Origin of the sequence: Streptomyces sp. KL116D (genome assembly GCF_030766975.1) — a bacterium.
GTDB lineage: Bacteria > Actinomycetota > Actinomycetes > Streptomycetales > Streptomycetaceae > Streptomyces > Streptomyces longispororuber_A.
Map to the genome: position 1 here is coordinate 117080 of NZ_JASERH010000150.1, position 14997 is coordinate 132076.

Sequence of the window (14997 nt, forward strand, 5' to 3'; positions counted from 1 at the left end):
ACGTAACGCACTCGCACGTTCCTCACCCCCAGGAGCCCCGATGCCCCGACCCCGCCCGCACCGCAGACGCCGCAGGCTGTTCCTCGCCACCACCACGGCCGCCGCCCTCGCCGTCACCGGGCTCACCTTCCTGCCCGGCGAGGACGCCTCGGCGGCCACCGCGCGGCAGGCCGAGAAGCTCGACCGCGGCCTGGTCAGCGTGCACACCGACGCCGGGAACCTGATCACCTGGCGCTGGCTCGGCACCGACCCGGACAACGTCTCCTTCAACGTCTACCGCGCCGGCACGAAGGTCAACTCGACGCCGGTCACCGGCTCCACGAACTTCTTCCACGCCGACGCGCCCAGCTCCGCCGACTACACGGTCCGGGCGATCGTGAACGGCACCGAGCAGCCGGACTCGCCGCACGCGATCCAGTTCCGGGCCGGCTACAAGGACGTACCGATCAGCCCGCCCGCGGGCGGCACCACACCCGACGGCGTCGCCTACACCTACGAGGCGAACGACGCGTCGGTCGGCGATCTCGACGGCGACGGCGTCCTCGAGTTCGTCCTCAAGTGGCAGCCCACGAACGCCAAGGACAACTCCCAGTCCGGCTACACCGGCAACACGATCGTCGACGCGGTCAAGCTCGACGGCACCCGCCTGTGGCGCGTCGACCTCGGCCGCAACATCCGCTCCGGAGCCCACTACACCCAGTTCCAGGTGTACGACTACGACGGCGACGGCAAGGCCGAGGTCGCCATGAAGACGGCCGACGGCACGACGGACGGCCAGGGCAAGGTGATCGGCAGCTCGTCCGCCGACTACCGCAATTCCAGCGGCTACGTCCTGTCCGGCCCCGAGTTCCTCACCATGTTCAACGGCCAGTCGGGCGCGGCCATGGGCACCGTCGACTACGTCCCCGCGCGCGGCACGGTCTCGTCCTGGGGCGACTCGTACGGCAACCGCGTCGACCGCTTCCTCGCGGGCACCGCCTACCTGGACGGCTCCCGCCCCTCGCTCATCGAGGCGCGCGGCTACTACACGCGGACCGTGATCGCCGCGTGGGACTGGCGCGACGGGAAGTTCACCCGCCGCTGGACCTTCGACACCAACTCCTCGACCAACAGCGGCAAGGGCTACGACGGCCAGGGCTCGCACTCCCTGTCGGTCGGTGACGTCGACCGGGACGGCAAGGACGAGATCGTCTACGGCGCGATGGCCGTCGACGACAACGGCAACGGCCTGTGGACGACGAAGACCGGCCACGGCGACGCGCAGCACCTCGGCGACCTCGACCCGTCGACCGCCGGCCTGGAGTACTTCAAGGTCTCCGAGTCCACGTCCCAGCCCGCCGAGCTGTACATCGACCCGGCGACCGGCACGGTGAGGTGGAAGCTCGCCGCGTGCTGCGACAACGGGCGCGGCGTCGCCGGCGACGTCTACGCGGGCAACGACGGCGCGGAGGTCTGGTCGGCGTCCGACACGTCGATCCGCGACGAGGCCGGCGCGACCAAGGGCCGCGAGCCGTCCTCCGTCAACTTCCTCTCCTGGTGGGACGGCGACACCACCCGCGAACTCCTCGACGGCACCCACATCGACAAGTACGGCACGTCCTCCGACACCCGCCTCCTCACGGGCTCGGACGTCCACTCCAACAACGGGACGAAGGCCACCCCGGCCCTCTCCGGCGACATCCTCGGCGACTGGCGCGAGGAGGTCGTCTGGCCCACGTCGAACAACACGGCCCTGCGCATCTACTCGACCCCGCTCGAAACGAGCACACGCATCACGACGCTCCTCCACGACACGATGTACCGCACGGGCCTCGCCTGGCAGAACACGGCCTACAACCAGCCGCCGCACCCGAGCTTCTTCATCGGCAACAAGATGCCGACGGCGCCGCGACCGGTGATCACGACGCCGTAGGCACCACCCTCACCGAGGACCGTGGCCGGGACGCGGCGGCCGGGCGGGCGGTGGCGGCGCGACCGGCGGCGGTGGTGGGGGCGGCGGGGGAGGCGCGTCCACCACCGGGAGCAGGGGGCCGCCCGCCCGTAGCCTGGCCACCGTCAGCTCGGCCCGGCGCCGTGCCACCGGGCCGTCGTCCCGCTCGAAGAGGAGGCGGACGCCCCGGCGGCCGAGGCTGTCGGCCGCCGCCAGGCGGTAGCCGAACGCGTGGCCCGTCTCCTCGATGCGTTGCCGCTCGGCGGCCGTGACCAGCCCGGGAAGTATCTCCACCCGGCCACGGCCGTCGAAGTGCGTACCGAACTCGCTGTCCGTCATGCGTGGAGCCTACGGGCGCGCACACCGTCGTGACGTGACGCCCGTGGACTCCCGACGCCCGCCGTCAGACGACCGTGCAGGTCTTTCCGGCCAGCGTGAACGCCCCCGGCTTTCCGTTCGCCGTCGCCCGGTCCCCGGTGAAGCCGAAGGTCACCGCGCTGCCCGGGGCCACCTTCCCGTTCCAGCCCACGTTCCGGGCCGTGACCTTCGTGCCCGTCTGGGTCACCTCGGCGTTCCAGGCCTGGGTGACCTTCTGGGCCGCGTCGTCGAAGGACCAGCCGAGGGTCCAGCCGTCCCAGGGCGCCGTGGCCGTGTTGGTGAGGGTCACGTCCGCCTGGAAGCCGCCCGGCCACTCGTTCGTGATCTTGTACGCGACCGTGCAGGCGGCGTCACCGCCGTCACCCGGGTCGGGGCCGGGGTCGGGGTCCGTGGTGCCGGCCGTGTCGCCGTAGACGACGCCGCGGCCGTTCGTCGACACGTACACCCGGCCGTAGACGCGTGGGTCACCCGTGATCGCCGCGCCCGTCCAGCCCCACTGGTGGGCGTCGTCGTTGATGCGGGTCCAGGACGTGCCCGCGTCCGTCGAGCGGAAGATGCCGCGGACGCCGCCGATCTTCGCGCTCGCGTAGAGCGTCGGGTACGTGGCCCCGGGCGCGGCCTTGCCGAAGCCGATCGTGTCCGCCTGGTCGACGCTCGACAGCCGGGTGAACGTGGCGCCGCCGTCCGTCGAGTGCCACAGGCCGTACGCGCCCTGCGTGGAGCCGCCCGCCAGCCAGATGTCGCCCTCGGCCCCCGGCACCGCCTTGAAGCGGACCGGGCCGTCCGCCGGAAGACCCGACGATGCCTTCGCCGTGAACGTCGCGCCGCCGTCCGAACTCGCGTAGAACGTACCGGACTTGAAGGCGTAGAAGACGTTCGCGTCCGCCCGGTCCGACTCCACCACCGCGCCCGCGGGAACCCCGCTCGACGCCGTCCACGAGGACCCCGTGCCCGTCTGGACGCCCGCGCCGTCCGGGCTCCACACGAACCGGCCGCCGTCCGCCGAGGCCGCGACCGTGCCGCCGCCCGTCACGCCCGCCGGATCGGCGCCCGCCGCGTACCAGTTGGCGCCGTTGTCGTTCGAGAGGGCGACGTGCGCGCCCGAGTCGACGTTCCCCGCGCGGACCACCACGTCGGGCTTGTCCTCCGCGAAGTCCAGGCTCGTCGACGACGTGAAGTTCGGTGACGTGAACATCATCGGCGGGACCTTCGTCAGGTCCGTGTGGCGGAAGCCGCCGATGTCGCCGAGGGCCGACAGGAGCGGGGCACCCGAGGGCGGCGACGCCAGGTCGTTGACCGCCGTCTCCTCCAGTCCCCTCACCATCGGGGTGATGGTGAAGGTGCCGCCCGTGTCCCACTTGCCCAGGTCCTGCGTGCCGTAGATCGTCGCGCCCGTCCCGTACATCATCCGGTCCGAGTCGAACGGGTCGATCTCCAGCGCCTCCGTCATCCAGCCCAGCTTCGGCGACTGCTCGGGCGGCGACGGATTCGCGCCCCAGGTCAGCCAGGGCGCGGAGGACACGTCCATCGTGTAGCGGTTCACCCGGTTCGGGTACGACGAGTAGTCCCACGCCTTCGTCCACGTGCCGCCGCTGTCCGTCGAGCGGAAGATCAGCGTGTCCGGCCACCAGGAGCTGTACCCGGAGACCATGACCGTGCCGGGGTGCTGCCGGTCGACCGTCAGACCGCTGTAGCCGTAGTAGGTGTCCGCCGCCGCGACCGGGCTGACGTCCTTCCACTCGCCCGTCCCCGTCGTGTACCGCCAGACCTCGCCCTTGCCGCCGTCGTACGGTCCGCCGGTGTCGCTGTACGCGACGTAGAGGTAGCCGTTCTCGGCGTCGAGGACGCTCTTGTGGGGGAGGTAGCCGGTGGGCTGGCCCGCCACCCGCTGCCACGTCGCGCCCGCGTCCGTCGAGCGGTACAGCGGGTTCTCCTTGTCCGCGACGCCGACGTAGATCGTCTTCGTGCGGTCCGTCCCCGTCCCGCTCGACTCGTCGAACGTCACGGACACCACGCCCTGGTTGTCGGAGGCGTAGCCGGACGTGTCGGACGGGTCCTGCGCGTAGTTCCCCGGGTTGGGGAAGGACGCCACCTGCGACCACGTCACGCCCGCGTCCGTGGAGCGCCACAGGCCCTTGCCGCTGGGCGCGGCCAGATACAGGACCTTGTTGTCGTGCGGGTCGATCGCGAGGCGCTCGCCCATGCCGCGTCCCGGCATGTTGCCGCCGAGCTTGAACGGGAGGTCCGTCTTCTGCCAGGTCGCGCCGCGGTCGGCCGAGCGCAGGACCGCGCCCCTGCCCGGGTCCCAGTCGTTCGTGTACGTGCCGACGGCCGCGTACACCCGGTCCGGGTCGACGGAGTCCGTGGCGAGGGACGCGACGCCCGTGTGGCCCCAGTCGTCCCAGCCGACCGAGTCGAGCAGCGGCGTCCAGGACTTGGTGTCCTGTTCCCAGCGGTAGGCGCCGCCGATGTCGGTGCGGGCGTAGGCGAGGTTCTTCTCGGTGCGGTTGAAGACGATGCCGGGGACGAAGCCGCCGCCGTCGATGCGCGCGTTCTTCCAGGTGTACGTGTCGGCGGCGATCCGTGCGGCCGGCGGATCGGCGGGCCGATCCGCCTGCGCTGCCTGAGAATGCGTCAGAAGGCCTGCGGCCAGGGCGAGTACGGCCGCGGTGAGCAGCCGGGTGCGTGGTCTTCGCATACGGGTTCCCGGGGGTGGGTCGGAGCATGGGGGCAGGGGAGCGGGCCGACCGGACCTCGGGGAGGAGGTCCGGCCGGCCCGCGGTGCGCGGAGCCGCCTCTGGGCGGGGCGTTACTCGAGCAGCTCCGCGTACGAGCCCATGGCGAGCGCGATGTCCGCCTGGGCCCAGAACCGGTGGTACGTGAACGTCGGCGCCGCGCCGCCCGCCAAGTAGGCCTCGATCTTGGACCAGTTGGGGTCGTCCTTGTAGAAGGACCGGAGCGAGGCGAAGGTCGACGAGGAGTCGATCTTGTCGCCGTTCGGCATGGTGCCGGTCCAGCCGGACGGCACGTACACCGTGTCGCCGAAGCGGCTGTAGTCGGTCCGCGTCTCGGGCACCGCGATGCCGAGCGCGTCCTGGTCGTTCTGCCACATGCCGTCGAGCAGCGCCTTCGCCGTCGACTTGGCCTGCGCGTCACCGGACTTGGCCGCGTAGTACGTCAGCGTCTTGGCGTACGCCGCCGCCACGCCCACGTCGTTCGTGTAGTCGGCGACCGTGACGTGAAGTCCCGAGTTGGCGCCGGGACTCGACGCGTTCCAGGTGTCCGGCTTGCCCGACCACTGGAGGGTGGAGGGGATCTGGAAGGAGCCGTCGGGGTTGACCGTCGTCTTGGACAGGGCCCAGTCGACCCACTTGTCCAGGACCGCCTTCGCGTCGGCGTCACCCGTCTGCTGGTAGTACTCGGCGACGCGCTCCATCGACCACGCCTGGAAGCCGAACCACTGGTTCGACGGCGGGTCGTGGTAGACCGGCGCCTCGTCGTAGAACATGCCGTAGAACGTCGGCGTACCGGACGGCGGGGTGCCGTAGCTGCCGCCCCAGCTGTTGGTCGCGCCGCCCGCGATGGCGCCCTCGTCCGACTGCAGCCAGCGGTAGAACTCCAGCTGCCGGTCGAGCGACTTGGCCCAATCGGCCTGTCCCGTGGCCGACTTGGGCTTCAGGTCCGCGTACGAGGAGAGCGCGTACGCGGCGAGCGGGTTCTGGTAGCCGCCGTGCGTGTGGCTCGAACCGATGCGCCAGGCCCAGCCCGCCGAGGTGTCGGTGGCGCCGCCCCACGCGTAGTACCAGGACATCAGGTAGTGGGAGGCGTCCTTGCCGGTGCCGGCCGGGCAGCTGCTCGCGCCCACGCAGTTGCCGACCTTCTTGAAGTACTTGTCGTACATCGAGTACCGGAGGTAGTCGCCCATCTTCGCCGCCTTGCCGACGGTCGAGGAGACCTGGGAGCCCTTGCCCTGCTCCTTGGCCCAGATGTCCGCCCAGTACGCGGCCTGCACGGCCCGCGCGTCGGCGTCCGGGGCGTTGGTGAACTTCCACTGCTTGGCGTACGAGGAGTCACCGGTGAACAGGTCCAGGTACCCGTTCGTGCCGCCGTACTTGAAGGCGTCGCAGGTCGGCTGCGGCACCGTCTCCCACACCGACTCCTGCGCGCCGCGCTGGAACGTGTTGATGTAGGAAGGGCCGGTCGCGGACGGGCCCGCCTCGCACTTGCCGGGCTCGTTGCCGTAGCCGTAGACGTTGTCGACGTCCTGCAGCCAGTGCATGCCGTACACGTCGTCCGTGCCGTACGCGCTCTTCAGCTCGGCCGCGATCGGGTCGCTGCCGACGGACACCGACCCGTCGAGCTTCGCCGGGTACTGCGACGGAAGGTCGTGCTCGGGGGCGTACGTCGCGGGCTTGGAGGCGTTGTAGAAGGAGTTCGTCGGCTGGTCCGCGTGCGTGGGGATCATGTACTTCTCCATGATCTCCCAGGCCCCGTTGAACTTGGACCAGTCGCCGCTCACCTTCCCGTACATGGCCTGGAGCCACAGGAGGTACGAGTACGCCTCCGACGTCGTCTCGTGGCCGTGGTCGGGCGCCTCGACGATCAGCGTCTCGACCGAGTGGTACGGGATGCCCTCCGGCGAGAAGTAGCCGTTCGCCGGGTCGGTGATCTTCCCGTAGAGGTCGAGGAAGCGGGTGTCGTACTCCTTGCCCGCCGCGAGCTGGGTGACGACGACCTCGGCCTTGGCGTGTCCGGGGGCCGTGACCGCGAAGGTCGCCGCGCCGGTGCCGGCGGAGTCGGCGGCCACCGTCACCTTCTGCGCCGTGTTCCAGTTCGACGGCGTGAAGGTGAGGCTCGCGCCGGACGACACCGACAGGCCGGTGTTGCCGCTCGCGCGGGCCGTGCCGACCGTGACGTTCGCGCTGGGCTGCGTCGACAGTTTGACGTCGAAGGTCCCCGACTTGCCCTGCTGGACGCCGAGTTGGGACGGAGTCGCGACCACGGCGGGGCCGGTGGCGACCGTGATGCCGACCGGGGTCGACTCGCCGGACGCGCCCTGGCTGTCGTACGCCTTCGCGTACAGCGAGTGCGTGCCGGCCGTCAGGTCGTCCGTGCCCAGCTCGTACGGGGACGTCGTGTCCGTGCCGAGGAGCGTCGTGTCGTCGTAGAACTCGACCTTGTCGACGGTGGCCCCGTCGGCGGCGGCCGCGGTCGCCGCGAGCGGCACCACGTCACCGGCCGAGTAGACCGCGCCGGCCTTGGGCGAGGTGAGCACGGTGACCGGCGGCTGATGGGCGCCCGCGCAGGTCGTTCCGTTGATCGCGAAATTCGTGGGCGCTGAATTCGAGCCACTGTAAGTGAATTGCGCACCGGTCGACGTGGCGGCGCCCGCCGCGATCTTTCCGTTGTATCCGGCGTCCTTCACGGTGATGTTCTTGCCGGACTGCGACCAGGTGCCGCTCCAGCCATTGGTGAGTTTCTGGTCACCGCTGTACGCGTAGGTGAGGGTCCAGCCGTCGATCGCCGCGGAGCCGCGGTTGGTGATCGTCAGGTCGGCCGTGAAGCCGGAGCCCCAGTCGTTGGTCTTGTAGTCGACGCTGCACTCAACTGCCGCTGCCTGAGCGGTGGTTGGCAGAGCGGCGAGCGTGGCGAGCGGTAGTGCCAGGGCGGCCGCCACAGCGGTCCACAACCGCCGGGCCGGTCTTCTGGGCATGGGGGGTCCTCCTTGCGGCTCGAACAACCTGTGAACCAGTGGGAGCGCTCCCAAGGATGGGGACGAGGAAAATGAGGGTCAAGAGGCTTGAAGAGTCGAATTAATTCGACAGTGGAAATTCTGAACTCGTCTGTTGCTTGACGGCAGTTCCTTCTCTACAGTCCACCAGCAACCAGTGGGAGCGATTCCATCAGTCGACGTGCCGGCCCCGGGCCGGCTCGCCAGAGCTGCAAGGAGTCGCTCATGCGACACCCCCCGCACCACCCCCCGCAGCACGTTCTCTCTGCGTTACGCGCCTCCCTCGTGGCGTGTGCCGTCACCGCGGCCACGCTCGTACCCCTGACCGGCACCGCATCGGCGGCCGCCCCCGCCTGCGCCGTGGAGTACTCCGTCACGTCGCAGTGGGACAGCGGCTTCCAGGCTGCCGTGAAGGTCACCAACAACGGTGCGGCGAAGGACAGTTGGAGCCTGTCCTTCGACTTCGCCGACGGGCAGGAGGTCACCCAGGGCTGGAGCGCCAAGTGGTCCCAGTCCGGCGCCGGCGTGACCGCGGCCAACGAGTCCTGGAACGGCACGCTCGCGACCGGTGCGAGCGTCTCGGCCGGGTTCGTCGGATCCTGGTCCGGCGCCAACACCGTGCCCAAGACCTTCAAGCTGAACGGCACCACCTGCAACACCGACATCACCGACCCGACGGACCCCACGGACCCGACCGATCCGACGGATCCCGGTGACGGCACCGCCCCGGCCCTGAAGGCGTCCGGGAACAAGCTGGTCGACGCCGACGGCGCCACCCGGCGCATCCTCGGCGTGAACCGCTCCGGCGGCGAGTTCATGTGCGTCCAGGGCTACGGGATCTTCGACGGCCCGGTCGACGACGCGTCGGTGAAGGCGATCGCCGACTGGAAGGCGAACGCCGTCCGCATCCCGCTCAACGAGGAGTGCTGGCTCGGCCTGTCCAACATCAAACCCGAGTACGGAGGTGCCAACTACCAGTCCGCCATCAAGGACCTGGTGACCAAGGTCAAGGCGCACGGCATGACGCCGATCCTCGAACTGCACTGGTCCTACGGCCAGTACACCGGGAACTCGGCGGGCTGCTCCGACGTGCACGCCACCTGCCAGAAGCCGATGCCGGACGCCCAGTACACGCCCGCCTTCTGGTCGTCGGTCGCCACCGCCTACAAGGACGACCCGACCGTCGTCTTCGACCTGTTCAACGAACCGTATCCGGACCGCGCCACCTCCAACCTGACCGAGGCGTGGGCCTGTTGGAAGGACGGCGGGACCTGCCCCGGCATCGGCTACGAAGTCGCCGGCATGCAGGACCTCGTCGACGCGATCCGCACCAGCGGGGCCGGGAACCTGATCCTGGCCGGCGGTCTCGCCTACTCCAACGACCTGCGGCAGTGGCTGCAGCACCAGCCGGCCGATCCGGCCGGCAACATCGCCGCCGCGTACCACGTCTACAACTTCAACAGCTGCGCCAGTGAGAGCTGCTGGGACGAACAGCTCGCCCCCGTCGCGGCCCAGGTCCCCCTGATCGCGGGGGAGATCGGCGAGAACACCTGCTCCCACGGGTTCATCGACCGCGTCATGAAGTGGTTCGACGACCGGAAGCTCTCGTACCTCGGCTGGACCTGGAACACCTGGGACTGCTCCTCGGGTCCCTCGCTGATCAGCGACTACGACGGCACGCCGACCGCGTTCGGGGTCGGCCTGCGCGACCACTTGCAAGCCGTCGGCGAATGAGCCTGCCAAGCCCGTCCGTGCGCAACGAAACAGGACCGAAAGGGACACCCCACACCATGAGCCGTACCAGAACCAGGGCCGGCACCGCCGTGCTCGCCACCCTCGCCCTCACCGGCGCCGCCTGCGTGGGCACCGCCGCGGCCATCCCGGCCGACATCGGTGCCGCGGCCGCCGCGTGCACCGTGGACTACAAGGTGCAGAACCAGTGGGACACCGGCTTCACCACCGCCGTCACCGTCACCAACAACGGAGCGGCGACCACCAGTTGGAACCTCACCTGGTCCTTCGCGGGCAACCAGAAGGTGAGCAGCGGCTGGAACGCCGACATCTCCCAGTCGGGCACCGCGGTCACCGCGAAGAACCTCTCGTACAACGGCGCCCTCGCCACCGGCGGCTCCGCCTCGTTCGGCTTCAACGGCACCTACAGCGGCAGCAACGCCCTGCCGGCCACGTTCAAGCTGAACGGCGTCACCTGCAACGAGGACACCGACCCCACCGACCCCACGGATCCGACCGACCCCACGGACCCGACCGGCCCCGGTGACCGCGTCGACAACCCGTACGCCGGCGCCAAGGTGTACGTGAACCCGGAGTGGTCGGCCAAGGCCAGGGCCGAGACCGGCGGCAGCCGCATCGCCGACCAGCCCACCGGCGTCTGGCTGGACCGCATCGCCGCGATCAACGGCGTCGGCGACGGCATGGGCCTGCGCGACCACCTCGACGCGGCGCTCGCCCAGAAGGGCAGCGGCGAAGAGGTCGTGCAGCTCGTCGTCTACGACCTGCCGGGCCGCGACTGCGCCGCCCTCGCCTCCAACGGCGAGCTCGGCCCGACGGACATCGACAAGTACAAGAGCGACTTCATCGACCCGATCGCCGCGATCCTCGCCGACTCCAAGTACGCGGGCCTGCGCATCGTCACCACGATCGAGATCGACTCGCTGCCCAACCTCGTCACCAACGTCAGCGGACGCCCCACGGCCACGCCCAACTGCGACGTGATGAAGGCCAACGGCAACTACCAGAAGGGCGTCGGCTACGCCCTGGACAAGCTCGGTGACATCCCGAACGTCTACAACTACATCGACGCGGGCCACCACGGCTGGCTCGGCTGGGACGACAACTTCGGCCCGTCGGCCGAGCTGTTCAAGACCACGGCCTCCAGCAACGGCGCGCAGCTGTCCGACGTCCACGGCTTCATCGTGAACACGGCCAACTACAGCGCCCTCAAGGAGGACAACTTCGCGATCGGCGACTCGGTCGGCGGCAAGTCCGTCCGTGAGTCGAAGTGGGTCGACTGGAACCGCTACACCGACGAGCTCTCGTACGCCCAGGCCATGCGCACCAAGCTCGTCTCGCTCGGCTTCGACCAGAACCTCGGCATGCTGATCGACACCTCCCGCAACGGCTGGGGCGGCACGGCCAGGCCCACCGGACCCGGGGCCACGACGGACGTCGACACGTACGTGGACGGCGGCCGCTACGACCGCCGCATCCACCTCGGCAACTGGTGCAACCAGTCCGGAGCCGGCCTCGGTGAGCGGCCGCAGGCCAACCCCGCCACCGGCATCGACGCCTACGTGTGGATGAAGCCGCCGGGCGAGTCCGACGGTTCGAGCACCGCCATCGACAATGACGAGGGCAAGGGCTTCGACGGCATGTGCGACCCGACGTACACGGGCAACCCGCGCAACAACAACCACATGTCCGGGGCGCTGCCGAACGCGCCGCTGTCCGGGCACTGGTTCTCCGCACAGTTCCAGGAACTGATGAAGAACGCCTACCCGGCGCTCTGACCGGTTCCCACGCGGAGGTCCGCCGGGGCCGGGGCGTCGAGCCCCAGGCCCCGGCGGATCGCCGTCTCCACGGGTGAGTACGCGCCGTCCGCCCGGTCCAGCTCGTACGGCGCCGCCGGCAGCAGCGGCGGCTGCGCGAGGAAGCGGGGCCGGGTCCCGTGGTGCGGCTGCGCGGCGTGCACCAGGAACGGATGGCACAGGAAGACGTCGCCGGGGGAGCCCGTCGCGTACGCGAGCGGCCGGTGCGCCGAGGCGGCGTCCAGTTCGGCGGCGAACGTCAGACCGCTCGCCCCCTCCTCCCCGTACGGCTCCAGGACCCTTGGCGCGTCCAGGTGCGAGCCGACCCGGATCCGGGTCGGGGCGTCGTCCTCGCCCACCTCGCTGAACAGGAACAGCATCAGCAGCGCGCGGTCCCGCGAGCGGACGTTGGTGAAGGGCCAGGTCTCGCCCTCCGGCTGGTAGCTGCCCTCGATGTGCCAGCCCGCGTCGTCCGGCTCCTCCTCGTGCGGAAAGCGGAGCGGAAAGGTGCCGAGCGAATAGATCCGCTCCCAGCGTCCCGCACCCACCAGCAGGTCGTACGCGTGGTGCAGCGCGGGGGAGTTGGGCGCGGCGGCGAACGGGCCCTGCGCGAGCCCGCCCACCCAGTGCACGGGCCGCGTCCACGTCGCCGGATCGTCCGGGTCGCAGCCCGTCTCCCGCCACAGCAGCCGCGCGCAGTCCGCGGCGACGCGCGGCGCGACCGCGCCCGTCAGCTTCACGAAGCCGTCCCGCAGGAACCGCTCCACCAGAGTCGTGTCGTCCATGCCCCCAGAGTGGTCAGGACGGCCGCCGGGACACCCGACACTTTCCGCACCGATTTGCTCAAGCGGCAACAAGATTTGCCTGCACGGGGAGCGCCACGCACCCTGGAACGACACCGAACACGGACGCGAAGGGCGGCGGGCACACCGATGGCACACGGCCACGACCAGCACGGACACGACGGACACGGCGGCCACGGGCACGGCGGGCAGGGGCACGGCGGGCACGGCGGGCACGGGCACCACCACGACCACAGCGACCTGGACTGGGCGGACATGATTCCGCACCTGGAGCGCAACGCGTCCGTCTACGCACCCATGTACACCGAGGCCCTCGGCTGGCTGCGCGCGGCGCGGGCCGGCGGCACCGGCCTGATCGTCGACGCGGGCAGCGGCCCCGCGGCCGTCTCGGTCCAGCTGGCCGCGGCCTTCCCCGAGGCCCGGATCGTCGCCGCCGACCCGGAGGAGGCGCTGCTGGCCCGCGCCACCGAGCGCGCCGCCGAGGAGGGCCTCGCCGACCGGATCAGCACGCTGCGGGTCGAACTCCCCGACGACATCGACGCGTTGCCGTCCGCGGACCTGATCTGGGCCGCCCGCTCCCTGCACCACGTCGGTGACCAGCGGGCCGCCGTCGCCGCGCTCGCCGGACGGCTCGCCCCCGGCGGCACCCTCGCGCTCGTCGAGGGCGGTCTGCCCTGGCGCAGCCTGCCCCGCGACTTCGGCATCGGCCGTCCCGGGCTGCACGCCCGCGCCGACGCGATCGAGGAGGACTGGTTCGCCGGGATGCGGTCGTCCCTGCCGGGGGCCAAGGAGGACGCGGAGAACTGGACGGCCCTGCTGACGGACGCGGGCCTGACCGCCGCGACCAGCCGGACGTTCCTCCTCGACCTGCCCGCGCCGCTGTCGGCCGGGGGCCGTGAGCTGGTCGTCGAGCTGTGGGGGCGGCGCCGCGAGATGTTCGCCGACGACCTGTCCGCCGAGGACCTCGCCACCCTCGACCGGCTCCTCGACCCGGCCGACCCGCAGAGCCTGCACCGCCGCGACGACGTGTTCCTGCTGACGGCGCACACGGTGCACACGGCCGTGAAGGGCTAGGGCCTGTCGTCAAACTCCCGTCTTGCCCCGCGGCGCCTGGCACGCACGCTCGCCGTGTTGCCGAAAGGCCCGGGTAGCTCCGCTACCAGGACCTTCCGGCGCCTTGCGATCGCACGCACCAGACGCCGCGGGGCCGCCCTTCGGGCGACGACGGGAGTGTGACGACAGGCCCTAGGGCCGCCGCGAGGCGGGGCCGGGCGCCAGATTCGGTCCCAACTCGCCCAGTACCGCCTGGAGTTGACCGGCGTCGAGCGCGGGGTCCGGGAGCGGGTCCCGATCCGGTGCCGCGCGCAGTCCGGCGAGGAGCAGGGCCAGCGGGCGGCGCCAGGCGTCCGGGGCGGTCGCGGCCGTGAGGGCCGGGACCGCGCGCCCCAGCGCGGCCAGCGCGAAGAGGACGTCCTCCGCGGTGACGTCGGGCCGGACGGTGCCCTCCGACCGGCCGCGGTCCAGCAGCAGTTCCATCGTGCGCCGGTTGTGCGCGTGCACGGCCTCCAGGGCGTCGACGCCCTGGAGGTTCGTCGTCATGAGGTCGCCCGCGGCGCGGTCGGCGGCGAGCACCGCGAAGACGGCGTCGAGATAGCCGGTCAGACCCGTCCAGGCGTCCGGCGCCGACCGGGCCCGCTCGCCCGCCTCCATCGTGCCGCCCAGCGGATCGCGGAAGACCGCGTCGACGAGCGCGGCCCGGTGGGGGAAGTGCCGGTAGAGCGTCGCGTTGCCGACCCCGGCCCGGCGGGCGATGACGTCGAGCGGCGCCTCCAGGCCCTGCTCGACGAAGACCTCGTGGGCCGCCTCGACGAGCAGCTCCCGATTGCGGCGCGCGTCGCGCCTGCGCGGGGCCGTCGCGCCCTGTTCCCCGGTGGTCATCAGGTCCTCCGCCATCCTTCGCGGCCGCTCGGGCCGGTCTTACCGGGGAGTGCTCCCCGGTAAGGATGCTATCGTCCACCAGGGAAGCGGGGAGTACTCCCCGCTTCCCTGGAAGGGGCGGTCCATGGACGGAACGGCACTGGTGCTCGGCGGCGGCGGACCGGTCGGCGGCGCCTGGCTGGTCGGCGTGCTCGCCGGACTGACGGACGCGGGCATCGACCTCGACCGGGCCGACATCGTCGTCGGAGCCTCGGCCGGCGCGATCTTCGGCGCACGCCTGGCGGCCGGGGAGTCGCCGCGCGCACTGTACGAGCGTCAACTCGCCGAGGACGACCGGGTGGAGCTCGGCGTCACGCTCTCCCAGACCATGCGCTTCCTGTGGGCGGCCCTCGGCTCCCGCGACCCCGACCGCTCCGTACGCCGCCTCGGCCGTGCCGCGCTGCGGGCGCGGACCGTGCCGGAGGCCGAGGCGCTCGACACCGTGCGCACGCTGCTGCGCGGGGTGCGGGAGTGGCCCGGGCGCCCGCTGCGGATCGCGGCGGTCGACGCGGCGACCGGGGAGACGGCCCTCTTCGACCGGGCGGCGGGGGTCGGCCTCGTCGAGGCGGTCGCCGCCAGTTGCGCCGTCCCGCTGGTGTGGCCGCCCGTCACGCTGGCCCGGCGCCGCTGGCT

At 71.2% G+C, this 14997-nt stretch carries 10 protein-coding genes; 5 read left to right on the plus strand and 5 right to left on the minus strand.

Annotated features, from left to right (window positions below; all coding sequences use genetic code 11):
* Positions 1 to 40: 40 nt before the first annotated feature.
* On the plus strand, positions 41 to 1912 hold the full coding sequence (locus RBJ77_RS59725) for a rhamnogalacturonan lyase (protein WP_372352584.1): 1872 nt from the start codon (positions 41 to 43) through the stop codon (positions 1910 to 1912).
* A gap of 9 nt (positions 1913 to 1921) precedes the next feature.
* On the opposite strand, the gene RBJ77_RS59730 is transcribed toward RBJ77_RS59725, so the two are convergent.
* From RBJ77_RS59730 to RBJ77_RS59740, 3 genes are all read right to left on the minus strand, one after another.
* Complete coding sequence (locus RBJ77_RS59730) at positions 1922 to 2269, minus strand: hypothetical protein (protein ID WP_372352585.1); 348 nt, start codon at positions 2267 to 2269, stop codon at positions 1922 to 1924.
* Positions 2270 to 2333: 64 nt separating this feature from the next.
* Positions 2334 to 5006 (minus strand): cellulose binding domain-containing protein, encoded by a 2673-nt coding sequence (locus RBJ77_RS59735; RefSeq protein WP_372352586.1) that lies wholly within the window; start codon positions 5004 to 5006, stop codon positions 2334 to 2336.
* Between the two features lie 111 nt (positions 5007 to 5117).
* Positions 5118 to 8021 (minus strand): glycoside hydrolase family 48 protein, encoded by a 2904-nt coding sequence (locus tag RBJ77_RS59740; RefSeq protein ID WP_372352587.1) that lies wholly within the window; start codon positions 8019 to 8021, stop codon positions 5118 to 5120.
* A 243-nt stretch (positions 8022 to 8264) separates the two neighbouring features.
* Here RBJ77_RS59740 and RBJ77_RS59745 point away from each other — a divergent pair, with 243 nt between their 5' ends.
* Both RBJ77_RS59745 and RBJ77_RS59750 read left to right on the plus strand, forming a co-directional pair.
* Positions 8265 to 9773: a cellulose binding domain-containing protein gene (locus RBJ77_RS59745; RefSeq protein ID WP_372352588.1), complete on the plus strand. Its 1509-nt coding sequence runs from the start codon at positions 8265 to 8267 to the stop codon at positions 9771 to 9773.
* A 56-nt stretch (positions 9774 to 9829) separates the two neighbouring features.
* Entirely contained in the window at positions 9830 to 11566 is a 1737-nt protein-coding gene (locus RBJ77_RS59750) for a glycoside hydrolase family 6 protein (protein ID WP_372352589.1), read from the plus strand.
* On the opposite strand, the gene RBJ77_RS59755 is transcribed toward RBJ77_RS59750, so the two are convergent.
* Complete coding sequence (locus tag RBJ77_RS59755; RefSeq protein WP_372352590.1) at positions 11551 to 12369, minus strand: phytanoyl-CoA dioxygenase family protein; 819 nt, start codon at positions 12367 to 12369, stop codon at positions 11551 to 11553. The two genes, RBJ77_RS59750 and RBJ77_RS59755, sit on opposite strands and share 16 nt — an antisense overlap.
* A gap of 147 nt (positions 12370 to 12516) precedes the next feature.
* Here RBJ77_RS59755 and RBJ77_RS59760 point away from each other — a divergent pair, with 147 nt between their 5' ends.
* Complete coding sequence (locus tag RBJ77_RS59760; protein ID WP_372352591.1) at positions 12517 to 13461, plus strand: trans-aconitate 2-methyltransferase; 945 nt, start codon at positions 12517 to 12519, stop codon at positions 13459 to 13461.
* A gap of 171 nt (positions 13462 to 13632) precedes the next feature.
* On the opposite strand, the gene RBJ77_RS59765 is transcribed toward RBJ77_RS59760, so the two are convergent.
* Positions 13633 to 14325 (minus strand): TetR/AcrR family transcriptional regulator, encoded by a 693-nt coding sequence (locus RBJ77_RS59765; RefSeq protein ID WP_372352592.1) that lies wholly within the window; start codon positions 14323 to 14325, stop codon positions 13633 to 13635.
* A 124-nt stretch (positions 14326 to 14449) separates the two neighbouring features.
* Here RBJ77_RS59765 and RBJ77_RS59770 point away from each other — a divergent pair.
* Positions 14450 to 14997, plus strand: a 548-nt coding sequence (locus RBJ77_RS59770) for a patatin-like phospholipase family protein (RefSeq protein ID WP_372352593.1), incomplete at its 3' end; no start/stop codon positions are given.

Bases quoted from the DNA above. Each gene is read 5' to 3' on its own strand.
- RBJ77_RS59725 (WP_372352584.1), top strand. From the start codon at position 41: ATGCCCCGACCCCGCCCGCACCGCAGACGCCGCAGGCTGTTCCTCGCC.
- RBJ77_RS59730 (WP_372352585.1), bottom strand. From the start codon at position 2,269: ATGACGGACAGCGAGTTCGGTACGCACTTCGACGGCCGTGGCCGGGTG.
- RBJ77_RS59735 (WP_372352586.1), bottom strand. From the start codon at position 5,006: ATGCGAAGACCACGCACCCGGCTGCTCACCGCGGCCGTACTCGCCCTG.
- RBJ77_RS59740 (WP_372352587.1), bottom strand. From the start codon at position 8,021: ATGCCCAGAAGACCGGCCCGGCGGTTGTGGACCGCTGTGGCGGCCGCC.
- RBJ77_RS59745 (WP_372352588.1), top strand. From the start codon at position 8,265: ATGCGACACCCCCCGCACCACCCCCCGCAGCACGTTCTCTCTGCGTTA.
- RBJ77_RS59750 (WP_372352589.1), top strand. From the start codon at position 9,830: ATGAGCCGTACCAGAACCAGGGCCGGCACCGCCGTGCTCGCCACCCTC.
- RBJ77_RS59755 (WP_372352590.1), bottom strand. From the start codon at position 12,369: ATGGACGACACGACTCTGGTGGAGCGGTTCCTGCGGGACGGCTTCGTG.
- RBJ77_RS59760 (WP_372352591.1), top strand. From the start codon at position 12,517: ATGGCACACGGCCACGACCAGCACGGACACGACGGACACGGCGGCCAC.
- RBJ77_RS59765 (WP_372352592.1), bottom strand. From the start codon at position 14,325: ATGACCACCGGGGAACAGGGCGCGACGGCCCCGCGCAGGCGCGACGCG.